Genomic DNA, 25,177 nt, shown 5'->3' on the forward strand with positions numbered 1-25,177 from the left:
TAATGTGGGCAAGATCAAATTTCAAGCAAAAGTAGGCGACAGGTAAAACCCCAGATCAATAAAATCATTAATTAACAATTAAATACAGAATATTCGCCACTTTTTATTCATTTAATACGTTGATTTTTCGCTGACGAAATTGGTTTTCGAACAAAAACTAATATGGGTTACCCGAGTTTATCCATAGCTTTATCAATAATCGCAAGCTAAAATTCAGCGCATCAATTAAGGAATTGCCGTGGCAAACCGCACGGCGGGAACTGACAGGCGCAGGAGTCTTTCGATTGAAAAGCAAAAGCGAACAGCTGGCAGAAATGCAGCAACGGCGCGAAAAGATCCTTGATATGATCCGCGAAGACGGTTCGGCGACGGTCAAAATGCTTACCGATACCTTCAAGCTGACCGAGGCGACCATTCGTACCGACCTGCGGGTCCTGCAGCAGCAAGGCTATGTGCAGCGTTTCCACGGCGGCGCAACCCTGGTCGATGGCAAGCAAAACACCCATGCCATGCTGTTGGAACGCCAGGTCAACCTGACCGCCAAGGATCGCATCGGCAAGCTCGCCGCCGGTTTTATCGAGCCGGGCGACACCATCATTCTTGATTCGGGCACCACCACCACGGCTATCGCCAATCACCTGAGTCACATCAAGAAACTGTCCGTTATCACCACCGGCGTCAATATCGCGCTGCAGCTGGGCGGCGAACCGGGCGTGAACATTTTGCTGACCGGCGGCTCGTTCAAATTTCCGACGCTCTCCACTTCCGGGGACAAAGCCGCCAGCTTCTTCGAAAACGTGCTGGCCCAGAAACTGTTCCTCGCAACGGCCTGTATCTCACCTCGTCACGGACTGAGTTTCCCAAGCGAAACCGATATCAAACTGAAAACGGCGATGATCAACGCAGCCAATACGGTATATGTGGTTGCCGATTCCAGCAAAATCGATAAGGTATCGATGTTCGCATTGCCCTGTGACTGGCAGCATATCGACTATTTGATCACCGATGACGGTATCAGCAATACCGCCATACAGGCCTTTGAGAAGGTAGGGGTGAAGGTGTTGGTGGCAGGCGCCTGACGGGCGCCTGCGAGAAGAGTGCTTACTCAGGCTTGCGCGCCGCGATTTCCTGCTGCTCTTGCGGCGGCGGCGTCAGCGGGCCGAACCAGCGCTGCGCCAACCAGCAGGTGACCACCACCAGCAGCCAGCTGATCAGCGTAGCCATCGCCAGATCGCGCGGCCAGTGCATGCCCAACAGCAGGCGGCTGCCCATCACGCCGGTCGCCCACACCATCAGCAGCGCGACGGTTTTATAATGGCGGCGCGGCCACAGCAGCCCTACGCCCAACAGTGCCCAGGTAGCGGCGAACATCGTGTGCCCCGACGGGAAAGCGAAACCGGTTTCAAACTGCCAGTGCTTGCGCAGCCAGTTCGGCACCAGCGTCTGATCCTGCAATTGCTCGCGCACCAGCGCGCTGCGCTCTTTGCGATGCAGCGAATAGAAGTATTTGCCGTCCACGCCGTGGGTTTGCTCCAGCCATACCACGAACGGCCGCGGTTCCTGCACCCGATCCTTGATTAACGACTTCACCCCCTGCCCGATCACCAGCGCGGCGAAAAGCAGGAGCGCCAGACCGATAGCCGCCTTCAGGCGAAAGCGCAGGCACCACAAAAACCAACCGCAGAGGATAGCGCTGGTCAGAATGCCCCACGGCGAGGTCACGGTTTCGGTCACCCAGTACAGCGCTTTGAGCAGTGGCTCATTGCCGCCGGGCTGCCAGTGCCAGCCGGATGCCCAGACGACCAGCGGCATCAACAGCAACAGCAGCGCGCCGCCCGCCGTACGTTTTGCTATCTCATACATTCTATTCTTCCTCTGCGTGAATCAGGCAGCAGTGTAACAAGAGTGCAATATTGATAACACGCGAAAAATTAAACAGATAGGCAACCTATCGCAATAATAGGTGGCCAGAAAACGCCATCTGCTGGTTTGCTGAGCACCGCCCGGCAAGAAGTTGTGGCAAAATAGCCGATAATTAACGAAATAGAGATCGGCGTAGCACGTTTTAGTCTTGGTCAATTTACCGAACCGGACTTAGGATGCGCGACAATGATTGAATCGTACGCTTTTGTGGAGAGTGACATGCAGCTTAAACGGGTGGCAGAGGCTAAACTGCCGACACCTTGGGGCGATTTCCTGATGGTAGGATTCGAAGAACTGGCGACCGGGCATGACCATCTGGCGCTGGTATTCGGTGATATTTCCGGCGAAGCGCCGGTGCTCGCGCGCGTGCATTCCGAATGTCTGACCGGCGATGCTCTGTTCAGCCTGCGCTGCGACTGCGGTTTTCAACTGGAAGCCGCGCTGGAGCAGATCGCCGAAGAAGGCCGCGGCATCCTGCTTTATCATCGCCAGGAGGGCCGCAATATCGGCCTGTTGAACAAGATTCGCGCCTATGCCCTGCAGGATAAGGGCGCAGACACCGTGGAAGCCAACCACCAGCTCGGCTTCGCCGCCGACGAGCGCGACTTCACCCTGTGCGCCGACATGTTCAAACTGCTGGGCGTCGACGCGGTGCGTTTGCTGACCAACAACCCGAAAAAGGTCGAGATCCTGACCGAAGCCGGCATCAACATCAGCGAGCGCGTGCCGCTGATCGTCGGCCGCAACCCGAAGAACGAACACTATCTGGCGACCAAGGCCGCCAAAATGGGCCATTTGCTCGACCAGAAGTGATCGCCGCCGCGGCGGAAACAATCAGGGCGCCTTGCGGCGCCCTTTTTATTGCTTAATTACAGCATTTTCCTGATCACATAGTGCAGAATGCCGTCGTTTTCGTAGTAGGTCAGCTCATTGCCGGTATCGATGCGGCAACGGGTGTCGATCACTTCCTTGCGCCCGTCGGCATAGGTGATATGCACCGGCACCGTCTGGCCCGGCTGCAGTTGCTGCAGGCCGCCGACGCTGATCTGCTCATCCCCGGTCAGCCCCAGGGTTTTGCGCGTCACTCCTTGCGGGAACTCCAGCGGCAAAATCCCCATGCCGATCAGGTTGGAGCGGTGGATACGCTCGAAGGACTCGGCAATCACCACCCGCACGCCCAGCAAGCGCGGCCCCTTCGCCGCCCAGTCGCGGCTGGAGCCGGAACCGTACTCTTTCCCGGCGATCACCGCCAGCGGCACCTTCTCCTGCTGATACTGCATGGCGGCGTCGTAGATAGACAGCTGCTGCTGCGACGGAAGATGGCGGGTATAACCGCCTTCCACGCCCGGCACCATTTCGTTGCGGATGCGGATGTTGGCAAAGGTGCCGCGCATCATCACTTCGTGGTTGCCGCGGCGCGAGCCGTAGGAGTTGAAATCCTGCGGCGCCACGCCGTGCTCGCTCAGGTAGCGCCCCGCCGGGCTGTCGCGCTTGATGTTGCCCGCCGGCGAGATGTGGTCGGTGGTCACCGAATCGGCCAGAATCGCCAGAATGCGCGCGTCTTTGATGTCCTGTACCGGATCCGGCTTCACCTTCATGGTGCTGAAGAACGGCGGATGGCGGATATAGGTAGAATCCTCCTGCCACTGATAGGTCGCCGAACCGGCCACCTGGATCGCCTGCCAGTTGGCGTCACCGTCGAACACTTCGCCGTATTCCTTGTGGAACATCTCGGTGCGCACTTCTTCCACCGCCTGAGCGATGTCCTGGCTGCTCGGCCAGATATCCTTCAGGTAGACCGGTTGACCGTCGTTGCCCTCGCCCAGCGGCTCTTTGGTCAGGTCAATCTTCATGCTGCCCGCCAGCGCATAAGCCACCACCAGCGGCGGCGAGGCCAGCCAGTTGGTTTTCACCAGCGGGTGAATACGCCCTTCGAAGTTGCGGTTGCCCGACAGCACCGCGCCCACGGTCAGATCGCCCTCTTTGATCGCCTGCTCGATCGGATCCGGCAGCGGGCCGGAGTTACCGATACAGGTGGTGCAGCCATACCCCACCAGGTTAAACCCCAGCTCTTCCAGATAGGCAGTGAGTTTGGCGCTGTCGAAGTAGTCGGTTACCACTTTGGATCCCGGCGCCAGCGAGGTTTTTACCCAGGGTTTGCTGCGCAGCCCTTTCTTGACGGCATTTTTCGCCAGCAGGCCGGCCGCCATCATCACGCTCGGGTTGGAGGTGTTGGTGCAGGAGGTGATCGCCGCGATCACCACCGCGCCGTCGCGCAGTTCGTGCTGCTGCCCGTCCAGCGTAAAGGTTTTGCTGTCGGTATTGGCTTTGTGCCCCCCGATATCCAGCTCGGTGGCAGCCTTGAACGCCTGCGGCACATTCGGCAGCGCAACGCGATCCTGCGGGCGCTTTGGCCCGGCGAGGCTGGCTTCCACGGTTGACATGTCCAGCGCCAGCGAGCTGGTGAAGACCGGTTCATCACCCGGGTTGCGCCACATGCCCTGCGCTTTGGCGTAGGCTTCCACCAGCGCGATTTGTTCGGCGCTGCGGCCGCTGAGCTTCATATAGCCGAGCGTAACGTCATCCACCGGGAAGAAACCGCAGGTGGCGCCGAACTCCGGCGACATGTTGGCGATGGTTGCCCGGTCCGCCAACGGCAGATCGGCCAGCCCGTCGCCGTAAAACTCGACGAACTTGCCGACCACGCCGTGCTTGCGCAGCATTTGGGTCACGGTCAACACCAGGTCGGTGGCGGTAATACCCTCGCGGAGCTTGCCGGTCAGCTTGAAGCCGACCACGTCCGGGATCAGCATCGACACCGGCTGGCCCAGCATCGCCGCTTCCGCTTCGATGCCGCCGACGCCCCAGCCGAGGATACCCAGGCCGTTGATCATGGTGGTGTGGGAATCGGTGCCCACCAGCGTATCGGGATAAGCCACGCGGCGGCCGCTTTCGTCGCTGTGCCAGACCGTTTGGCCAAGGTATTCAAGGTTGACCTGGTGACAGATGCCGGTGCCCGGCGGCACCACGCGGAAGCGGTTGAAGGCTTTCTGCCCCCAGCGCAAAAAGGTGTAGCGCTCGTGGTTGCGCTGCATTTCGATACGCACGTTGTCTTCAAAGGCGTTGTCATCGCCAAATTCATCGACGGTAACCGAGTGGTCAATCACCAGATCCACCGGCGACAGCGGGTTCACTTGGTCGACGTTGCCGCCCAGCCGCCGTACCGCTTCGCGCATCGCCGCCAGATCCACCACCGCCGGTACGCCGGTAAAATCCTGCATCAGCACGCGCGCCGGACGGTAGGCGATCTCACGGTCAGCATGGCCGGTTTGCAGCCAGGCAACGATGGCCTTGAGGTCGTCAACCTGCACGGTGTCGCCATCCACATGGCGCAGCAGGTTCTCCAACAGCACTTTCATTGATTTCGGCAACCGGTCGATATCACCCAGCTGCTTCGCCGCCAGCGGCAGGCTGTAGTAGTAATACTCGCTATTCAGCGCAACCAGCTTATCCAGACTTGTTTCACGAAGATCGGACGACATAGCTCCTCCATTTCTTATTGTGACTAAAACAGGGTAATCAGTGAGGTCTTGTTTAAAGATACCACAAAGATAAGTTAACGTTTTGATAACAACACGATTTGATCACAACGATAGGCGGGAACAATCAGCGGGAAGGAAGTGCGAGCGCCGCCAAGGGGTTAGGCAATGCGCCAACAAAAACGCCGCGACGATGCGGCGCTTTAACAGGGAAAGGTTTGCTCTACAACGGCTCAGCGGGGAAATCCATCTCCACAACCGCCAGCTGATCCTTACGGCCCTTCTTTACTTTGATGTCCATCCCTTTGCGCAGTAAATGCATCTGGCCAGGTTGAACCAGGGCCTTGGCAGTGTGGAGTCGGGTGTCGCCCGGGAGATAAAAATCAACGTCAAAGAAAAAGTCATTGCCGTATCGAGTGTTGGTTTGCCGACAGGATTCGAGGTGCGAGGCGATAATTTCGCCTTGCCAGCTGTCCTTGTTGAGATAGTTTTTAACGGCAGACGTCTCGGTCGAGTTACCGCCGTTATTTTTAAAAATACAGTAAAAGAAAATGCCCATCACGACAGGGGTGGCGATCCCCGCATACAGGAAGTACTTCGACATATCAGCCAGAGACATAAGTGTGCTGCTCCATTTTATGTAATTATAAACAACGAGTTATTCGTTACATTCAGCGTTCTGTTGCTGATATTGGTCACCTCGACATTCACCACCACCCCGTTCGTTTCCGTTTTGAACGCCGTCTTTGAAAACTCTTTCAGCTTATAAGAATTTGATAGCCCCGTCAGGCCGTTGGACACGCCAACGATGCTGCTGGCTATCGCCGATACCGATACGCTATTACCGGTAATGCTTTCGCTGAAGGCGGTCACGGTCAGGCTGTGCAGCTTGGGATTGAACACGGACTCCGGCGCTTCGAGGCTGATCTTTTCACCGCTGACAATCTTGATCTGATGCGGGCTGTAAATCGTAATGGTTCCCGCGTTGACGTTTTGCGTCCAGTCGCCGCTATTGATATTGGTGGTAACGCCGTCTTTGATCGTTTCGTTGACGCCGCCCTTGATCTCGCGGGTAATGCCCCCGGTGATGTCCTCTTTATGGCCGCCGGCGCCGATCGTAACGTCCCGCCCTTTATCCAGGGTCTCGGTCAGTTTGCCGGTGACATGGTGGCTTTCATTCCCGTCGATATCGCTGGTGCGGTCGCCTTTGATCGTTACCTTGTCGCCGCCGTCCTTAATGTCGAACGTCCGCCCCGCCTTGATCTCCGTAGCGACACCGCCATTAAAATAGCCGGTTTCTTTGTGATCCACCGTGGTGGTACGCTGGCTCTTGTAATGGAAGGTGGCATTGCCCGTCACTTCGTCTTGCTGTTGCTTGAGGATAGTTGTCGTCCGGTTACCGTCAATATTGACCTGCTGGTCATTTTCCACCGAAACCTTCATATCCTTTTCGGAGTGCAGTTCCACGGCCTCGCTGCCCACCTTATCTTCGAAAAACAGATAGCTGGCGTTATCCCGGCTTCCGTCCTTACTGCGAGTCATAAAGCCCATTTGCGTAGCCGCCGCCGGCAACACCCACGGCGGCATGCTCGCCTCATTGTAGACGCGCCCGGTGACAATCGGCCGATCCGGATCGCCATTGATAAAGTCCACCACCACTTCATCGCCGACGCGCGGTATCTGTACCGAACCGAACCCTTGCCCCGCCCAGGCACTCGAGACCCTCACCCAGCACGAACTGGTATCATCCCCTTTGGCGCGGCGATCCCAGTGAAACTTCACTTTTATCCGGCCGTATTTGTCCGTCCAGATATTCTCGCCGACGGGCCCCACCACCTTGGCCGTTTGCGGGCCATAGGTGCGCGGCCACGGCGTCACCGTCAGCGGACGAAAGACGGTAGCGGCCGGGATAACCGTAAAGTCGATGCGATGAACCGTCTCTCCTTCTTCGCCGCTGGCGTAGCGGTTCTCGGAGAACGTATAATCGGCGGCCGTCGTCAGGTATTCGCCATTATCGCTGAAAAACGGGGCGTTGATCAGGGTAAAGGTATAACCCGGCGCTATTCCAATCGCCGTTGCTGTGCCGTGTACCTGCTGATGTTCCACCTGCCAGCGTTCCTGGCGCACGCGCGCGTAGAACTCTCCATCGGCGTGTTCGACATAGCGGCCCGGCCAATCGTAGACATCGATGCTGCCCGGCATCGGCGAGGCCGGGTTTTGACGAGCCTGGAACAGCCAGGCGTTCGGTTTGCGAAAGTCATAGTCGTCCAAACCGTAAATGCCCGGCGTTACGCTGTCTTCCGGTGCCCATTGGCCGATGCCCTGCTCGAGGGGGCTGCCGCCAGACGGAGTCTGATGGTAAGGAATCGTCTCGTAGCCGCTAAACGGCTGATACTGCCCTGCCGCATCCGTCAGCACCAGCGTGTGGCGGCCCGCCTCATGGCGAAAATGGTAAACGATACCCTCCAGCTCCATGAGGCGGCTGATAAAATCGAGACTGCTCTCCTGATACTGAACACAGTAATCCCACACCCGATAGCGACCGGTGAGTTTATCCTCTACGTTCACCTGATATTCGCTGAGCAAAGCATGCACCGTTTGCGGCACCGTCTGGCCCTGGAAGATGCGCAGATTGCGATCCCGCTTCATCGGCCATAGATCCGATTCCACCGTCAGCGTATACACAGCATAACGCGTGCCACTTAATTCGACGGCACTGACGGCAACGCGGGTCACTTTGCCATTGATATGGCGATCCGCTGACAGCAGGCCCGTCGGTAGATTCACCGTGACCGGTTGCCCCAACAGCTCGCTGCGATTAATGCGGGCATCCCGGCCCAGCAAGGTCAGCGTAAGCGCAAACGGCTCGGACAAGGCCTCACGGCCCGCCAGCTTCCAAAAAAGCAGGCCCTCAACGGGCAATTGAACAGAGATACGGCTGGTCATGAGATAAGCGGCTCCGCTGGCAATTGGTTAGCATTACTTTAACTTCCGAGAGCAAAAAAACTCTTTGCCAGAACAAAAACACTTTGTTTTCAGATGATTCCTAACAAGGAAGCCATAAGCTGTTTCAAGGTTGAATGGGCGTGATCCAGAAACTTAGCGAAAATGACAGAGGGCGTTGGCCTGACGTTAAAGCGCCATAACGCGTTCTCCCCACTAGGATTGGATTAGCGCAGCTTGCGAATGGGGTGTTTTATGGCGCAGGGTTTTGCTCATAAAAAACCCGGAGAGGCGCAGGCCTGTCCGGGTGTTGTTTGATGTCGTCAACGCTGGCGGCTATTTGATAGGCAGCTTGATGTCCTTAAACATCGCTTCAATTTCTTCGTTGGAGCGCAGCGCCACCGCGCTGTCGACCACGTCGCGCGTCAGGTGCGGCGCGAAGCGCTGAATGAAGTCGTACATGTAGCTGCGCAGGAAGGTGCTGCGGCGGAAACCGATCTTGGTAGTGCTGTAGGTGAAGATATCACGCGCATCCACCGTCACCAGATCCGGATCCTGCACCGGATCCACCGCCATGCTGGCGATCACCCCCACCCCCAATCCCAGACGCACGTAGGTTTTGATCACGTCGGCGTCGGTGGCGGTAAAGACAATGCGCGGCGTCAGGCCGGCGCGGTTGAAGGCGGTATCCAACTCCGAACGCCCGGTAAAGCCGAAGGTGTAAGTGACGATCGGGTAAGCCGCCAGCTCTTCAATGCTGATGCTGCTTTTGCCCGCCAAAGGATGATCGGGCTTCACGACTACCGCACGGTTCCAGTGGTAGCACGGCAGCATGATGAGATCGTCGTACAGGTGCAGTGCTTCGGTGGCGATGGCGAAATCGGCGGTCCCTTTGGAGACCGCTTCGGCGATCTGCGTCGGCGAACCCTGATGCATGTGCAGCGAGACGCGTGGGTAACGCTCGATGAAGCCTTTGATTACGTTAGGCAAAGCATAGCGAGCCTGGGTATGCGTGGTAGCGACGTACAGCGAGCCTTTGTCCGGGTAGGTGTGTTCACCGGCGACGGCTTTAATGGCGTCGACCTTGGACAGCACTTCACGTGCGATGCGAATGATTTCCTGGCCGGCCGGGGTGACCTGGGTCAGGTGTTTGCCGCTGCGGGCGAAAATCTGGATGCCCAGCTCATCTTCGAGCATGCGCACCTGCTTACTGATGCCGGGTTGCGAGGTATAGAGCCCTTCTGCCGTCGAGGAGACATTCAGGTTGTGGTTAACCACTTCCACAATGTAACGAAGCTGCTGCAATTTCATATCTTATACCATCCTAGGTTAAACACTGCGGCTTACCCGCAGCCAGGTATATCGGTGTCGCCCCGGTATGCTGAAAATCACAAGCCATAAACACCGTGTTTTACCCTGATGGTGAAGAAAACGCCGTTGTTAATAAGCTTTAATAATAAAAAAACTTTTTATATAACCACTATACCACGTTGCAGCTTCAAGTATAGATCCGCGTCACACTATGATAACGATTATTTTGCATTGGTATCAACGTGAAACGGCGGTGGCGGAGGGATAAAAACAGCAAAGGATAGATCCGTTTGTCGCTTTTCACCAATAAAAAAACCAGCCACCGGGGCTGGTTTTTCATCTTACTGGCAGGACAGCGGCCTTACTTCTTGCCTTCGACCCACTTGCCGTCCACGTAGAACGCGGACCAACCGGTCGCCTTGCCATCTTTTTCAGAGGAGACGTACTGCTGTTTGGTTTTACGGCTGAAACGCACCAGCGTTTTATTGCCTTCGGCATCCGCCACCGGCGCATCGGCCAGATAGCGCAGCTTCTCCGGCAGGCGATCTTTGAAGCGAGCCAGCTCTTCCACCAGCGGCGCACGGGTCTCGCGCGATTTAGGGAAGGTGTTGGCCGCCAGGAACACGCCGGCAGCGCCGTCACGCAGCACGAAATAGGCGTCAGACTTCTCGCACGGCAGCTCCGGCAACGGCACCGGATCTTCCTTCGGCGGCGCGACATCGCCGTTACGCAGGATCTTGCGGGTGTTTTTACAGTTCTCGTTGGTACAGCCCATGTACTTGCCGAAACGCCCCATTTTCAGGTGCATTTCCGAGCCGCACTTGTCGCACTCCACCACCGGGCCATCGTAGCCTTTCAGGCGGAACTCGCCCTCTTCGATTTCATAGCCGTCACACGCCGGGTTGTTACCGCAAACGTGCAGCTTGCGCTGGTTGTCGATCAGGTAGCTGTCCATTGCCGTACCGCATTTCTTGCAGCGACGGCGGGCGCGCAGCGCGTTGGTTTCCGCGTCGTCGCCTTCGAGGATGTTGAGCACTTCCGCTTCCGGCACCAGATTGATGGTGGTTTTGCAGCGCTCCTTCGGCGGCAGCGCGTAGCCGGAACAGCCGAGGAACACGCCGGTGCTGGCAGTACGGATACCCATCTTGCGGCCGCAGGTCGGGCAGTCGATGCTGGTCATCACCATCTGGTTAGGCCGCATGCCGCCTTCTTCCGGATCTTTCTCCGCCGTTTCCAGCTGCTCGCTGAAGTCGACGAAGAACTCGTCCAGCACCGCTTTCCACTCGGCCTGGTTGTTGGCAACCTCATCGAGACCGTCTTCCATGCGCGCGGTGAAGTCATAGTTCATCAGCTCGCGGAAGTTTTCTTCCAGGCGATCGGTGACGATCTCGCCCATTTTCTCGGCATAGAAGCGGCGGCTTTCCACACGCACATAACCGCGATCCTGAATGGTCGAGATGATGGAGGCGTAGGTGGACGGACGGCCGATACCGCGTTTTTCCAGCTCTTTCACCAGCGAGGCTTCGCTATAGCGCGCCGGCGGCTTGGTGAAGTGCTGGCTCGGGATCAGTTTCTGCAGATCCAGCTCGCTGCCGATTTCGACGTATGGCAGGGTGCGATCTTCATCGCCCTTGCGCAGCGCCGGCATCACCTTGGTCCAGCCGTCAAAGCGCAGCGTACGGCCCTTGGCCCGCAGCTGATAATCGCCGGCCTTCACCGTCAGTGTGGTGGAATCGTATTGCGCCGGCGTCATCTGGCAGGCGACGAACTGGCGCCAGATCAGCTGATACAGCTTCTGCGCGTCCGCTTCCATGTCTTTCAACTGCTCGGCGAGCACGTTCACGTCCGAAGGACGGATCGCTTCGTGCGCTTCCTGCGAATTCTCTTTGCTGCTGTACTGATTTGGCGCCTTCGGCAGGTATTTGTCGCCGAAGTTGTCGCCGATATAGCCACGCACCATGTTGAGCGCATCCTGGCTCAGGTTGGTGGAATCGGTACGCATATAGGTGATGTGGCCGGCTTCATACAGCCGTTGCGCCATCATCATGGTTTTCTTCACGCCGAAGCTCAGGCGGGTGCTGGCGGCCTGTTGCAGCGTGGAGGTAATGAAAGGCGCGCCCGGTTTGCTGCTGGTCGGTTTGTCTTCGCGATCCAGCACCGTGTAGCGGGCTTTTTCCAGCAGTTTGACCGCAGCGTGAGTCTGCTCGCGGTTGACCGGCTTGAACGGTTTGTCGTGCGCATGGGTCACTTCCATCTGCAGCGCGGTTTCACCCTTCGCCAGCAGATCGGCATGCAGCTCCCAGTACTCTTCCGGCACGAAGGCCTTGATGTCGCGTTCGCGCTCGACCACCAGGCGCACCGCCACCGACTGCACGCGGCCGGCGGACAGGCCGCGGGCGATTTTCTTCCACAGCAGCGGCGAGACCATATAGCCCACCACGCGGTCCATGAATCGGCGCGCCTGCTGCGCGTTGACGCGGTCAATGTTCAGCTCGCCCGGCTGTTTGAACGCCTGCTGGATCGCGTTTTTGGTGATTTCGTTAAACACCACGCGGCTAAAGCGTTTGTCATCCCCACCGATCACTTCCCGCAGGTGCCAGGCGATGGCTTCCCCTTCGCGGTCAAGGTCGGTTGCGAGATAAATGTGGTCGGCGTTTTCCGCCAACGATTTTAACTCGGCGACCACTTTTTCTTTACCCGGCAGGATTTCATAATGCGCTTTCCAGCCGTGGTAAGGGTCGACGCCCATGCGATTTACCAGCGCCGCCTTCTCATCTTTTTTAACTTTTTTCTTGGCTTTGTCTTCGGTTGAGTCAGCGCTCTTTTTGCTGGCTGAGCCACTGGTCGGCAAATCACGGATATGACCGACGCTGGACTTCACCACGTAGTCACTTCCTAAATATTTATTAATAGTTTTGGCTTTTGCCGGGGACTCAACTATTACGAGAGCTTTACCCATATTTACCTTTACCTAATTTATTTCTTCTAAAAAGAAGTCTTTTATCTCGCCGTGCCGCGGCAATTCGTGTCTCTTTTTTTATATTGCGGCAGTCTGGCAAGAGATCAACAGATTTTTTTCTTTTGGTTGCCCAACTGCTCAACCTGAACGCAAGTTGTTGATCCTGCCTGCTATTCACCCATGCCCCAGAAGTATGGCTGTGTGAGTTTTATTCATGGCGTAAACAAAACCTTCCACCCGACGCCGCAAAATCCCACACTGTACCTGATAAAAAGCGTCACGCAACCTAATTAGCACGGAAAGACCGATTTCGCCAACCGGCGGCCGCCCATGGCCATCCAGACGGCAAATAAACCTTAGTCGGTTTGCGGATAAAAGCGAACCGGCGTTAGAATATGCGCAGAGTTTTTAGTTTGGAGTCTAATAAATGCGCACAAATACTGCCCCTATCGGCCGCGAGGCCCTGCTGGCGGAAGCAAATAACATCATCCGCCAACACGAAGATTATCTGCACGGCATGATCGCCACCGACGTTGAACAAAAAAGCGGCGTTTTAGTTTTCCGCGGCGAATACTTTTTGGATGCCGATGGATTGCCCACCGCCAAAACCACCGCGGTATTTAATATGTTTAAACATTTGGCCCATCTGCTTTCGGAAAAATACCACCTGGTCGATTGAGAAAAGAAAACGGGGGCAACTGGCCCCCGTTGATTCACGCTATCGCCGCCGTTACAGCAGCGGCTTTTCACCACGCTGCCACCAGCGCAACAGCAAGCGATCGACGCTTTCCGCCGCGCTGCCGGTGAAGCGATCCATCAGGCGTTTGCGGCGCGTATAGCGCACGGCGATCACTTCGTGGTTATCCAGCTCGGCGATCAGCAAGTCATCGCTGGTGCCGATGGCGTCGATCAGCCCCTTCTCTTTCGCCTGTGAACCGAACCAGTGCTCACCGGTGGCGACGCTGTCGATGTCCAACGACGGGCGCTGCTCATGCACGAAGCGTTTGAACAGCTCGTGGGTTTCGTTCAGATCTTCGCGGAACTTCTCGCGCCCCTGCTCGGTGTTTTCGCCAAACAGCGTCAGCGTGCGTTTGAATTGCCCGGCAGTGTGCAGCTCCACGTCGATGTCGTTCTTCTTCAGCAGGCGGTGGAAGTTCGGGATCTGCGCCACCACGCCGATGGAGCCGATGATGGCGAACGGCGCCGCCACGATGCGATCCGCGACGCAGGCCATCATGTAGCCACCGCTGGCCGCCACTTTATCCACCGCTACCGTCAGGCGAATGCCGCCTTTGCGCAGGCGCTCCAGCTGCGAGGCCGCCAGGCCGTAGCCGTGCACCACCCCGCCCGGGCTTTCCAGGCGCAACAGAACTTCATCCTGCGCCGACGCTACCGCCAGCACCGCCGAGATCTCTTCGCGCAGCGAGGTCACCTCGTGCGCGTCCATGCTGCCCTTGAAGTCCAGCACATACAGGCACGGCTTAGTCACTTCCACCGCGCCGGACTTGGCGCGCTGCTTCTTCAGCTTGTCGTCGGCCTTGGTCTGCTTCTTGAACTGTTTCAGCCAGACCTTCTGCTCGGCGGTATCCATACGCGCCAGGCGCATATCACGCTGCATCTCGCGATACTGTTCACCGAGATCGGTCAGCTGCAGCTCCCCTTTCTGGCGGTTCTTGCGTTGCCCCAAACTGACCGCCAGGATGGCCAACGCGGCGATGGCGAGCACCACCGTGGCGACCTTGGCCAGAAACAGGCCATAAACAGATATAAACTCCACAGATTCCGCCTTTATTTACAGGTTGTTAGTATGCTTCTTTCCATTTTAGCCAACCGCAGCGGCTGCTGTCGCGGCTAAATGAAAATTCATTGCGCACGGATCATCACTATGGGGACGATTCAAGGCCGAACCAAGGCGCCGCCGCCGTGCTTTTGTTACAAAAGAATGCCATTTCAGCCTGCTACGCATTGAAAATGCCCACAGATTAAGGCATATAACACCCATTATTCATCAATACGATGAGACGGATTCGCTGCGCGGCCCGCAGACGGTCGAGCCTTCGCTCCCGCCCCGGCCGCGCGTTTCACCCTTGCTCCCCGATATTCACGGGAGAACAGCCACCCAGGCGAGGATTTATCGTGCATTACCAACCCAAACAAGATCTGCTCGAACAACGTATCATTTTGGTCACCGGCGCTGGCGACGGCATCGGCCGTGAAGCGGCGCTGACCTACGCGCGCTTCGGCGCTCAGCTGGTGCTGCTGGGGCGCACCGAGAGCAAGCTGCTGGCGGTACAACAAGAGATAGCGGCCCAGGGCGGCGCCCCGGCCCGGGTAGTGACGCTGGACTTGCTGCACGCCACTCCGGAGCGATGCCGGCAGATAGCCGACGATCTGGCGAGCCAGATCCCCCGCCTTGACGGCGTTCTGCACAACGCCGGCCTGCTCGGCGACATCGCGCCGATGGCCGACCTGTCGATGACCATGTGGCAAGAGGTGATGCAGGTTAACGTCAACGCCACCTTTATGCTGACTCAGGCGCTGCTGCCGCTGCTGCTGAAATCCCACGCCGGTTCGCTGGTGTTCACCAGTTCCAGCGTCGGGCGCACCGGCCGCGCAGACTGGGGTGCCTATGCGGTGTCGAAGTTCGCCACCGAGGGCATGATGCAGGTGTTGGCAGACGAGTATAAAAACCGCAATTTGCGGGTGAACTGCATCAATCCGGGCGGCACCCGCACCAAAATGCGCGCATCTGCCTTCCCGCACGAAGACAAGAACAAGCTGAAAACCCCGGCCGATATCATGCCGCTGTATCTGTATCTGATGGGCGAAGACAGCCGCCGCAAAACCGGCATGAGCTTCGACGCGCAGCCGAACCGTAAACCCGGCGCGGCCGAATAATAAGGAGCGTTTCATGGCGGAAGATCGTCATCAACAGCGCCAGCAGCGCCTGAAAGAACAGGTCGATGCCCGCATCGCCGCCGCGCAGGACACGCGCGGCCTGCTGCTGGTGTTTACCGGCAACGGCAAGGGTAAAACCACGGCCGCCTTCGGCACCGTCACCCGGGCGGTTGGCCACGGCATGCGCGCCGGGGTGATCCAGTTCATCAAGGGCGAGTGGCCCAATGGCGAAAAAAACCTGCTGCAGCAACACGGCGTTGAATTCCAGGTGATGGCCACCGGTTTTACCTGGGAGACGCAGAATAAAGCCGGTGATACCGCCGCCTGTCAGGCGGTGTGGCAGCATGGCAAACGCATGCTGGCCGACAGCAGCCTGGATCTGGTGCTGCTGGACGAAGTAACCTACATGCTGACCTACGGCTATCTGGAACTGGAAGAGCTGAAGGCAGCGTTGCTGGAGCGCCCTGCGCACCAAACGGTGATCTTGACCGGGCGCGGTTGCCATCGCGATCTGCTGGAACTGGCGGATACGGTCACGGAGATGCGGCCGGTGAAACACGCGTTCGATGCAGGCGTGAAGGCGCAACAGGGGATCGATTGGTAACAAAAAGTTCTGGCCCCGAACGGGGCCAGAATGAGGGATTAGCTGCGTTTGCTTGGCTTGCCCGGTTTACCCGGCTTGCTGCCTGGCGCACTGCGGCGGCCGCTGCCGGCCACCTGAGAGTGGCGCTTGACCGCGCGGCGGATCTGGTTGGCCTTCACGCGGCGGCGTTCACGCTCCACCGGCATTTTGCTGACCGTTTCCGGCTTCAATTCCACCAGCTCGCGCAGGTAGTTGATCGCCGGCAGATCCAGCTCGGCCCAGCCGCCGCGCGGCAGGCCTTTCGGCAGATCGATGTCGCCGTAGCGCACGCGGATCAGGCGGCTAACCTGCACACCCACCGCTTCCCACAGGCGACGCACTTCACGGTTACGGCCTTCGGTCAGGGTCACGTTGTACCACTGGTTGAGGCCTTCTCCGCCCTGGAAGCTGATGGTGCGGAAGGCGGCCGGGCCGTCTTCCAGCTGCACACCCTTGCTCAGCTGCTTCACTTTCGCATCGTCAACCTGGCCGAACACGCGTACCGCGTACTCGCGCTCCACTTCACGGCTTGGGTGCATCAGACGGTTCGCCAGTTCACCGTCGGTGGTGAACAGCAGCAGACCGGAGGTGTTGACGTCCAGGCGCCCTACCGCCACCCAGCGCGAACCGCGCAGCTTCGGTAAGCGATCGAACACCGTCGGGCGGCCTTCAGGATCGCTGCGGGTACACAGCTCGCCTTCCGGTTTGTAGTAAGCCAGCACCCGGCAAACCACCTCTTCGGATTCTTTGATCGACAGGACATGACCGTCCAGACGAATTTTCATCGCCGGGGTCACTTCAACGCGATCGCCCAGCTTGGCGACCTTGCCGTCGACGCTGACGCGCCCGGCTTCAATCATGGTTTCGATTTCACGACGCGAGCCATGCCCGGCGCGCGCTAAAACTTTCTGTAACTTTTCGCTCATTGAGCAACCTCTAATGTCGCCTTCACAGGCGTCGGGGGGATACCGCCGCGGCCAAGCGCCACCACGGTAATAATACGTTTATCAGGATCGAACAGCGCATTATACAGGCTTTCTAAGGTGTTGAAACCCACTTTATCGGCGCTGCGGCCCTCAGGCTGCGTTCACGGCGCCAAAAAATCCTCCACCGCCCACAGCACCGCGTCGGGCCGTTCCAGAATGCCGAGGTGAGTACGAGCCTCCCCTAACCGTACCACGGAGAAAAACGGCTGCTCGGCGGCAAATGCCTGCTGCTGCCGCAGATAGTCGTCGCGGCGATCCAACGAGTAAATATGCCGGCACGGCGGCGGCGCGCTCATTCCCGCCAGGCGTTGCAGCGGCGAGCCAAATTGCCGGTAGGCCTGTTCGATGGCCACGCCGGCGGCACGCCAGAGCCGGTAATCTTCCTGCGCCATCTCGACCTCCAGATGGCGTTTGACCCGATCGTGGCGGATGCCGCCCTGCCAGAAGTCGAACAAGGCGTCGCGCGCCGCCAGCCACTGCTGCGGCTGCTGCATGCGGCTCACCGCCGTAAAGAACGCCGGCTCCGGCTGCGTCATAATCCAGTCGAGAAACACCATGCCCCGTATCCGCTGCGGCAATGCTTCGGCCAGCGCCACCGCCAGCCAGCTGGCGTGCGCCACCGACAGGGTGATCACGTTGTCCAAACGCAGCGCAGCCAGCAGCTGACGCACATCTTCCAGCAAATCGTCCGCCGCCAGCGACATCCCCGCCGCTTTTGACGACAGGCCGTGGCCGCGCCAGTCGATGCTGATCACCCGATAGCGTTCGGCGGCCAGAGCGATGAACGGCTCAAATACGGTTTTCGGCTCGCACCAGCCGGGCAGCAACACCAACGTGAGCGGCCCTGAGCCGATATCCTGATAGTCGAGCGCCATGTTGGCGCTGTGAAATGCGGTCATATTACCTCCTGCGCGTCTCTCCCCGACCCGTTCGGGAAATACCGACGGGGATAAGGTGACAGCGCAGCAGGCATTGATCTATTGAAGTTCGTGCGGAAAGAGTCCGAGCGCACCTTATGAAAAAATGCGCACGAATTGGAATAGGAACTTAATGGCGGACGCAGGGATAGGCGGCGCTTAACGCCAGCATGATCACCGACGGCGCGGAATAATGCAGCTGCTCAGGATGCTCGTTCAAATATTGCATCACCGCGTCGGCGGCTACGCCGATGCTCATCCCGGCTTCGGGGCAAATATTGCGATTGCCCTGCATTGAGTAGGTATCGAATACGCCGGCGACGTATCCCATGAACATGCCGCCATTCAGCGCTTCGGCCACGGTGGCTTCACCGCTTTTATTTTTTACGTAACCGCCGGATTCCGCCAGCAAACCGCTGCCCGAATAAAACCCCGCATTTGCCATTGAGGAAAATAATAAGGCCGCTAAAAAAGAAACCTGTTTAATCATTGCTGCGCATCCTGCCCATTATCAATTCTGAAGTATTCAAGAATAGCGGCTTTCATGCGAAATAGCGTCGCTTCAGCCGATTTTCAGACAATGGGCAAGGTGGCAACAATTGACATCAACGGAAAGGCGCCGCGTCACCCGCCCCTTCACGCACCACTTCCGGCGAGGATTCGGTCAGATCGATAACCGTCGTCGGCTGTTGGCCGAGGAAGCCGCCGTGGATCACCAGATCGACCACCTTGCCCAGGTGATCGCTGATCTCTTCCGGATCGGACTCGGCAAAGTCATTGCCCGGCAGCATCAGCGTGGTGGACATCATCGGCTCGTTCAACGCCTCCAGCAGCGCCAATGCGATCGGGTTCGACGGCACGCGCAGGCCGATGGTTTTGCGCTTGTCATTCATCAGACGGCGCGGCACTTCTTTGGTCGCTTTCAGAATAAAGGTGTAGTTGCCCGGCGTATTGTTTTTGATCAGGCGGAACGCCGTATTATCGACGTGCGCATAGGTCGACAGCTCGGACAGATCGCGGCACATCAGGGTAAAGTTGTGGTTGCCGTCCAGCTGACGGATGCGGCAAATGCGCTCCATCGCCGCCTTCTCTTCCAGCATGCAACCCAGCGCATAGCCGGAATCGGTGGGATAAACGATCACCCCGCCCTTGCGCAGCACGTCAACCGCCTGGTTAATCAAACGCGGCTGCGGGTTGTCCGGGTGAATATAAAAAAGCTGACTCATGACTTGCTCCTAAAATGATGCCCGCGCGCGTTGCCACGCGCGTAAAATCAGACCGCCTCGCCCGGCTGCGGCCAATCGCGCCACACCGGCTCGACGCCGCCCGGTAGCCACAGTTTGCGGCCCAGTTCGATCCACGAACAAGGCTGGTGAAAATCAGAGCCTTGTGAGGCCAACAGGCGGTAGTCCTGGGCATATTTCGCCAATTGCGAGCGCTCATGCGGCGCCTGCTGACACTGCGCCACTTCCATGGCGTCGCCGCCGTGTTCGGCGAAATACGCCAGCAAACGTTTCAACCACTTCGCGGTCAGATCGTAACGGCCGGGATGTGCCATCACCGCCTGACCGCCCGATTGATGAATCGCATCAATGGCTTGTTCTATTGTACACCACTGCGGCGGCACGTAGCCGGTTTTGCCCTTGGCCAGGTATTTCTTGAACACCTGCGCCATGTTGTCCGCCACGCCTATCTCCACCAGGTAACGGGCGAAATGGCCGCGGGTCACCGCACCGGCCCCCGCCAACCGCTGGGCGCCGGCATAGGCGTCGGGAATGCGCGCCTTGCCCAGACGCACGCCGATCTCCTGCGCACGGCGATTGCGGCGTTCGGTTTGTTCCGCCAATAGCGCCACCAGCGCCGGGTGCGCGACGTCCATGCCCAATCCAACGATATGGATCTCATGATTTTCCCACAGCGTCGAGATTTCCACCCCGTTGACCAACCGCAGCGGCAACGCCTGCTCCGCAATGGCGGCGGCGGCCTCGGCCAACCCGGCGGTGGTATCGTGATCGGTGATCGCCAGCACGCCCACACGCATCTCGACCGCCCGCTGCACCAGCTGCGTCGGCGTCAGGTAGCCGTCGGAGGCGGTCGTGTGGCTGTGAAGGTCGTACAGAGTAAAAGCGGTGGATTGGGGGTTACTGTCTGTCAAAACGGCTATCCGGCAATGGCTTGGATTTCTATCATACCCGCGATCGGCGGCCGGACGGAAATCTATTCTGCCCTGGCCGCAGGCGCCGGGCGGATGATGAATAGAATTCACGCTGACCGCTAAAACATTGTGCAAAAAGAGGGTTGACTTTGCCGTCACGAACCAGTTAACTAGTACACAAGTTCACGGCAACGGCCGTGTCAGATGAGCGTTAACAGAGAGAGTCGGCAAATGAACAAATATATTTCTCTTCACGGTTGGTGGCGTACCTCCCTCTTGCGGGCGGTGTAATCGCGCATAGCTGTCATCTGACAATGCAGATTTCCTGAGCCCGCACCTGATGCGGGCTTTTTTATGGACAGAATTCACTGGAACCACCGATGATGAACACCAAACCACAACTGACATTGCTGAAGGCGCAAGCCAGCTACCGGGGCGACCCCACCACCATTTTCCACCAGCTGTGCGGTGCCCGTCCGGCCACCCTGCTGCTGGAATCGGCGGAAATCAACAGCAAACAGAATCTGCAGAGCCTGCTGGTGATTGACAGCGCGCTGCGCATTACCGCACTGGGTCATACCGTCAGCGTGCAGGCGCTGACCGCCAACGGCGCAGCGCTGCTGCCGCTGCTGGACGAAGCGCTACCGCCCGAGGTGCGCAATCAGGCGCGCCCCAACGGCCGCGAACTGACCTTCCCGGCGATCGACGCGGTGCAGGACGAAGACGCCCGCTTGCGCTCCCTGTCGGTGTTCGATGCGCTGCGCACGCTGCTGACCCTGGTGGACTCCCCGGCGGACGAGCGCGAAGCCGTGATGCTGGGCGGCCTGTTTGCCTACGATTTGGTCGCCGGTTTCGAAGACCTGCCGGCGCTGCGCCAGGATCAGCGCTGCCCGGACTTCTGCTTCTATCTGGCGGAAACCCTGCTGGTGCTGGATCACCAACGCGGTACGGCCCGTCTGCAGGCCAGCGTCTTCAGCGAGCAGGCGAGTGAAGCGCAGCGTTTGCAGCAACGTCTGGAACAGCTGCAGGCCGAATTGCAACAAACCCCGCAGCCGATCCCGCACCAAACGCTGGAGAACATGCAGCTGAGCTGCAACCAGAGCGACGAAGAGTACGGCGCGGTGGTCAGCGGGCTGCAGGAAGCGATCCGTCAGGGCGAGATTTTCCAGGTGGTGCCGTCGCGCCGCTTCTCCCTGCCGTGCCCGGCGCCGCTGGCGGCCTACCAGACGTTGAAAGACAACAACCCCAGCCCGTATATGTTCTTCATGCAGGATGATGACTTCACCCTGTTCGGCGCTTCACCGGAGAGCGCGTTGAAATACGACGCGGGCAATCGCCAAATCGAAATCTACCCGATCGCCGGCACTCGCCCGCGCGGCCGGAGTAAGGACGGTTCGCTGGATCTGGATCTCGACAGCCGCATCGAGCTGGAAATGCGCACCGACCACAAAGAGCTGGCCGAGCACCTGATGCTGGTCGATCTGGCGCGCAACGATCTGGCGCGCATCTGCCAGGCCGGCAGCCGCTACGTGGCCGACCTGACCAAGGTGGACCGCTATTCGTTCGTCATGCATCTGGTTTCCCGGGTGGTGGGCACTCTGCGCGCCGATCTCGACGTGCTGCACGCCTACCAGGCCTGCATGAACATGGGCACCCTGAGCGGCGCGCCGAAAGTGCGGGCGATGCAGCTGATCGCCGCCTCCGAAGGCACACGCCGCGGCAGCTACGGCGGCGCGGTGGGCTACTTCACCGCCACCGGCGATCTGGATACCTGCATCGTCATCCGTTCCGCCTACGTTGAAGACGGCATCGCCACCGTGCAGGCCGGCGCCGGCGTGGTGCTGGATTCCATCCCGCAGGCGGAAGCCGACGAAACCCGTAATAAAGCCCGTGCCGTGCTGCGCGCCATCGCCACTGCGCACCATGCCAAGGAGGTGTTCTGATGGCCGATATCCTGTTGCTCGACAACGTCGACTCCTTTACCTACAACCTGGTCGATCAGCTGCGCGCCAGCGGCCACCAGGTGGTGATTTACCGTAACCAGATCGCCGCCGAGGTGATCATCGAACGCCTGGAGCACATGACCCAGCCGGTGCTGATGCTGTCGCCCGGCCCCGGCACGCCGTCCGAAGCGGGCTGCATGCCGGAACTGCTGCAGCGCCTGCGCGGCCGGCTGCCGATCATCGGCATCTGCCTCGGTCACCAGGCGATCGTCGAAGCCTACGGCGGCCAGGTCGGCCAGGCGGGCGAGATCCTGCACGGCAAAGCCTCGGCAATCGTTCACGATGGCGCAGGCATGTTCGCCGGCATGGCTAACCCCCTGCCGGTGGCGCGCTACCACTCGCTGGTCGGCAGCAATATCCCGGCCGATCTTACCGTCAACGCCCGTTTCGGCGAGATGGTGATGGCGGTGCGCGACGACCGTCGCCGCGTGTGCGGCTTCCAGTTCCACCCGGAATCGATTCTGACCACCCACGGCGCGCGCCTGCTTGAGCAGACCCTGGCCTGGGCGCTGGCGAAGTAATATAAGGAACACGACGATGCAACCTATTCTTGAGAAACTGTACCGCGCCGAGTCGATGAGCCAGCAGGAAAGCCAACAGCTGTTCAGCGCCATCGTGCGCGGCGAACTGGAGCCGAGCCAACTGGCGGCGGCGTTGATCAGCATGAAAGTTCGCGGCGAGCGCCCGGAAGAGATCGCCGGCGCCGCCAAAGCGCTGCTGGACGACGCTCAGCCGTTCCCGCGCCCTGACTACCCGTTCGCCGATATCGTCGGCACCGGCGGCGACGGCACCAACAGCATCAATATTTCCACCGCCAGCGCCTTCGTGGCGGCGGCGTGCGGCGCGAAGATCGCCAAGCACGGCAACCGCAGCGTCTCCAGCCGCTCCGGCTCCTCGGATCTGCTCGCGGCGTTCGGCATCCACCTGGATCTGCCGGCGGAAGAAGCGCGCAAGGCGCTGGACGATCTCGGCGTGTGTTTCCTGTTCGCGCCGCAGTACCACACCGGTTTTCGCCACGCCATGCCGGTGCGCCAGCAGTTGAAGACCCGCACGCTGTTCAACGTGCTGGGCCCGCTGATCAACCCGGCGCGCCCGCCGCTGGCGCTGATCGGCGTTTACAGCCCGGAACTGGTGCTGCCGATTGCCGAAACCCTGCGCGTGCTGGGTTATCAGCGTGCGGCGGTGGTTCACGGCGGCGGCATGGACGAGGTGGCGATCCACGCCACGACGCACGTGGCGGAATTGAACAACGGCGAAATCAGCAGCTACCAGCTCACTCCGCAGTCCTTCGGATTGGAAACCTATCCGCTGGAAGCCTTGCTGGGCGGCACGCCGGAAGAAAACCGTGACATTTTGGCGCGGCTGTTACAAGGTAAAGGCGAGCCGGCGCACGCCGCGGCGGTCGCGGCCAACGTCGCGTTGCTTCTGAAGTTATTCGGACATGAAGACCTGCGCCAAAATGCGCGGCAGGCACTGGATATGATCAACAGCGGGCAGGCCTATGAGCGTGTCATCGCACTGGCGGCAAGAGGATAAATGATGCAGGAAACCGTGCTACACAAGATTGTCCGCGACAAAGCGCAATGGATCGCGGCGCGACAACAGCAACAGCCCCTGGCCGGCTTTCAGAATGACATCGTACCGAGCGAACGCAGCTTCTACCACGCGCTGCAGGGCACCCGGACGGCTTTCATTCTCGAATGCAAGAAGGCCTCGCCTTCCAAGGGTCTGATTCGCGAGAACTTTGATCCGGTGGAGATCGCCACGGTCTATAAAGACTTCGCCTCGGCGATCTCGGTGCTGACCGACGAGAAATACTTCCAGGGCAGCTTCGATTTCCTGCCGCTGGTCAGTAAAACCGTCAGCCAACCGGTGTTGTGCAAAGACTTTATCATCGACCCGTATCAGATTTATCTGGCGCGCTACTATCAGGCCGATGCCATCCTGCTGATGCTGTCGGTGTTGACCGACGAGCAGTACCGCCAGCTGGCCGCGGTGGCTCACAGCCTGAACATGGGCGTGCTGACCGAAGTGATCAGTGAAGAAGAGCTGCAGCGCGCGATCGCGCTGGAAGCGCGCGTGGTCGGCATCAACAACCGCGATCTGCGCGATCTGAGCATCGACCTGAACCGCACCCGTCAGCTGGCGCCGCGCGTGCCGCATGGCGTGACGGTGATCAGCGAGTCGGGCATCAACAACTACGGGCAGATCCGCGAGCTGAGCCATTACGCCAACGGTTTTCTGATCGGCAGCGCGCTGATGTCGGAAACCGATCTGCGCGCCGCCGTGCGCCGCGTGATCCTGGGCGACAATAAAGTGTGCGGCCTGACCCGTCCGCAGGACGCCGCCGCCGCCTATCAGGCCGGCGCCATCTACGGCGGGCTGATTTTCGTCGGGCGTTCACCGCGCTATGTGGACATCACCCGCGCCCGCGAAGTGATCTCCGGCGCGCCGCTGAAGTACGTCGGCGTGTTCTGCGACGCCCAGGTTGATACCGTGGCGTTGACCGTTGAGCGCCTCGGGCTGCATGCGGTGCAATTGCACGGCGCGGAAGACCAGGCCTATATCAGCGCCCTGCGCGCCCGCCTGCCGGCCGATTGCCGCATCTGGAAGGCGCTGAGCGTGAAAGATCGGGTGCCGGCGCGCGATCTGCAGCATGTCGATCGCTATCTGCTGGACAACGGCGCCGGCGGCACCGGCCAACGCTTCGACTGGTCGGTATTGCAAGGCGAAGATCTGACTAACGTGATGCTGGCGGGCGGCCTGCGCGCCGACAACTGCGTCGATGCGGCCAAGCTCGGCTGCGCCGGGCTGGACTTCAACTCCGGCGTGGAAAGCGAACCGGGCATCAAAGATCCCGCGCGCCTGGCCTCGGTCTTCCAGACCCTGCGCGCCTACTGAATACGGCTCTATATTAATAA

Annotated in this window: 19 protein-coding genes, 1 pseudogene and 1 other annotated feature; of the genes and pseudogenes, 8 read left to right on the forward strand and 12 right to left on the reverse strand. The window is 59.2% G+C overall.

All coding sequences use genetic code 11. From position 1 onward, the window contains the following. The first annotated feature begins 284 nt into the window (after nt 1-284). Nucleotides 285-1,079 (forward strand): DeoR/GlpR family DNA-binding transcription regulator, encoded by a 795-nt coding sequence (locus ACJ8QI_RS09310; protein ID WP_428948410.1) that lies wholly within the window; start codon nt 285-287, stop codon nt 1,077-1,079. Nucleotides 1,080-1,101: 22 nt separating this feature from the next. On the opposite strand, the gene pgpB is transcribed toward ACJ8QI_RS09310, so the two are convergent. Beyond that, the gene (gene pgpB / locus ACJ8QI_RS09315; protein WP_197767364.1) at nt 1,102-1,863 is read right to left on the reverse strand and encodes a phosphatidylglycerophosphatase B; all 762 of its coding nucleotides are present in this window, start codon (nt 1,861-1,863) and stop codon (nt 1,102-1,104) included. 279 nt (nt 1,864-2,142) lie between these two features. Between pgpB and ribA the strand changes: the two genes are divergently transcribed. After that, nucleotides 2,143-2,736 carry a GTP cyclohydrolase II gene (gene ribA / locus ACJ8QI_RS09320; protein ID WP_019452695.1) on the forward strand — a complete coding sequence of 198 codons (594 nt, stop codon included), beginning with the start codon at nt 2,143-2,145 and terminating at the stop codon, nt 2,734-2,736. Nucleotides 2,737-2,792: 56 nt separating this feature from the next. Here the strand turns inward: ribA and acnA are convergent, their stop codons facing one another. From acnA to topA, 5 genes are all read right to left on the reverse strand, one after another. After that, nucleotides 2,793-5,465, reverse strand: a complete 2,673-nt coding sequence (gene acnA, locus ACJ8QI_RS09325; RefSeq protein ID WP_442532416.1) for an aconitate hydratase AcnA — start codon at nt 5,463-5,465, stop codon at nt 2,793-2,795. A gap of 220 nt (nt 5,466-5,685) precedes the next feature. Beyond that, nucleotides 5,686-6,081, reverse strand: a complete 396-nt coding sequence (locus ACJ8QI_RS09330) for a hypothetical protein (protein ID WP_141968500.1) — start codon at nt 6,079-6,081, stop codon at nt 5,686-5,688. Between the two features lie 17 nt (nt 6,082-6,098). Then, nucleotides 6,099-8,408, reverse strand: coding sequence for a type VI secretion system Vgr family protein (locus tag ACJ8QI_RS09335; protein ID WP_442532417.1), 2,310 nt, complete (start codon nt 8,406-8,408; stop codon nt 6,099-6,101). Between the two features lie 333 nt (nt 8,409-8,741). Then, on the reverse strand, nt 8,742-9,716 hold the full coding sequence (gene cysB, locus ACJ8QI_RS09340) for an HTH-type transcriptional regulator CysB (protein WP_004930690.1): 975 nt from the start codon (nt 9,714-9,716) through the stop codon (nt 8,742-8,744). Nucleotides 9,717-10,077: 361 nt separating this feature from the next. Next, nucleotides 10,078-12,675, reverse strand: coding sequence for a type I DNA topoisomerase (gene topA / locus ACJ8QI_RS09345; RefSeq protein WP_038881773.1), 2,598 nt, complete (start codon nt 12,673-12,675; stop codon nt 10,078-10,080). Between the two features lie 427 nt (nt 12,676-13,102). Between topA and ACJ8QI_RS09350 the strand changes: the two genes are divergently transcribed. Next, nucleotides 13,103-13,354: a YciN family protein gene (locus ACJ8QI_RS09350; RefSeq protein WP_004930700.1), complete on the forward strand. Its 252-nt coding sequence runs from the start codon at nt 13,103-13,105 to the stop codon at nt 13,352-13,354. 51 nt (nt 13,355-13,405) lie between these two features. Here ACJ8QI_RS09350 and sohB read toward each other — a convergent pair whose 3' ends face one another. Then, nucleotides 13,406-14,452 (reverse strand): protease SohB, encoded by a 1,047-nt coding sequence (gene sohB / locus ACJ8QI_RS09355; protein WP_038877302.1) that lies wholly within the window; start codon nt 14,450-14,452, stop codon nt 13,406-13,408. 359 nt (nt 14,453-14,811) lie between these two features. Here sohB and ACJ8QI_RS09360 point away from each other — a divergent pair, with 359 nt between their 5' ends. Beyond that, nucleotides 14,812-15,573: a YciK family oxidoreductase gene (locus ACJ8QI_RS09360; protein ID WP_060423763.1), complete on the forward strand. Its 762-nt coding sequence runs from the start codon at nt 14,812-14,814 to the stop codon at nt 15,571-15,573. A 13-nt stretch (nt 15,574-15,586) separates the two neighbouring features. Next, nucleotides 15,587-16,177: a cob(I)yrinic acid a,c-diamide adenosyltransferase gene (cobO, locus tag ACJ8QI_RS09365; RefSeq protein ID WP_033647573.1), complete on the forward strand. Its 591-nt coding sequence runs from the start codon at nt 15,587-15,589 to the stop codon at nt 16,175-16,177. 38 nt (nt 16,178-16,215) lie between these two features. Here the strand turns inward: cobO and rluB are convergent, their stop codons facing one another. The 5 genes from rluB to rnm all read right to left on the reverse strand — a co-directional run bounded on the left by rluB (nt 16,216) and on the right by rnm (nt 20,253). After that, nucleotides 16,216-17,121, reverse strand: coding sequence for a 23S rRNA pseudouridine(2605) synthase RluB (gene rluB, locus ACJ8QI_RS09370; protein ID WP_025303042.1), 906 nt, complete (start codon nt 17,119-17,121; stop codon nt 16,216-16,218). Between the two features lie 161 nt (nt 17,122-17,282). Next, on the reverse strand, nt 17,283-18,080 hold the full coding sequence (locus ACJ8QI_RS09375; RefSeq protein ID WP_442532418.1) for an alpha/beta fold hydrolase: 798 nt from the start codon (nt 18,078-18,080) through the stop codon (nt 17,283-17,285). A 148-nt stretch (nt 18,081-18,228) separates the two neighbouring features. Next, nucleotides 18,229-18,588 (reverse strand): Rap1a/Tai family immunity protein, encoded by a 360-nt coding sequence (locus ACJ8QI_RS09380; RefSeq protein WP_016927523.1) that lies wholly within the window; start codon nt 18,586-18,588, stop codon nt 18,229-18,231. Nucleotides 18,589-18,703: 115 nt separating this feature from the next. Continuing rightward, nucleotides 18,704-19,324 carry an L-threonylcarbamoyladenylate synthase gene (locus ACJ8QI_RS09385; protein WP_049232951.1) on the reverse strand — a complete coding sequence of 207 codons (621 nt, stop codon included), beginning with the start codon at nt 19,322-19,324 and terminating at the stop codon, nt 18,704-18,706. Nucleotides 19,325-19,371: 47 nt separating this feature from the next. Further along, nucleotides 19,372-20,253 carry an RNase RNM gene (gene rnm / locus ACJ8QI_RS09390; RefSeq protein ID WP_049232948.1) on the reverse strand — a complete coding sequence of 294 codons (882 nt, stop codon included), beginning with the start codon at nt 20,251-20,253 and terminating at the stop codon, nt 19,372-19,374. Between the two features lie 252 nt (nt 20,254-20,505). Next, nucleotides 20,506-20,609 (forward strand) — a sequence feature (Trp leader region). A gap of 24 nt (nt 20,610-20,633) precedes the next feature. On the opposite strand from rnm, the gene ACJ8QI_RS09395 reads away from it, so the two are divergent. The 3 genes and pseudogenes from ACJ8QI_RS09395 (at nt 20,634) to trpCF (ending at nt 25,157) form a co-directional block, all read left to right on the forward strand. Continuing rightward, on the forward strand, nt 20,634-22,196 hold the full coding sequence (locus ACJ8QI_RS09395; protein ID WP_070913655.1) for an anthranilate synthase component 1: 1,563 nt from the start codon (nt 20,634-20,636) through the stop codon (nt 22,194-22,196). Next, nucleotides 22,196-23,792, forward strand: a pseudogene (trpD, locus tag ACJ8QI_RS09400) (bifunctional anthranilate synthase glutamate amidotransferase component TrpG/anthranilate phosphoribosyltransferase TrpD). The gene ACJ8QI_RS09395 and the pseudogene trpD overlap by 1 nt, the downstream one beginning before the upstream one ends. Nucleotides 23,793-23,795: 3 nt before the next feature. Then, entirely contained in the window at nt 23,796-25,157 is a 1,362-nt protein-coding gene (trpCF, locus tag ACJ8QI_RS09405; protein ID WP_100395853.1) for a bifunctional indole-3-glycerol-phosphate synthase TrpC/phosphoribosylanthranilate isomerase TrpF, read from the forward strand. Nucleotides 25,158-25,177: the final 20 nt, after the last annotated feature.

This window comes from Serratia sp. CY84636 (assembly GCF_052166245.1).
GTDB classification, from domain to species: Bacteria; Pseudomonadota; Gammaproteobacteria; order Enterobacterales; family Enterobacteriaceae; genus Serratia; species Serratia nevei.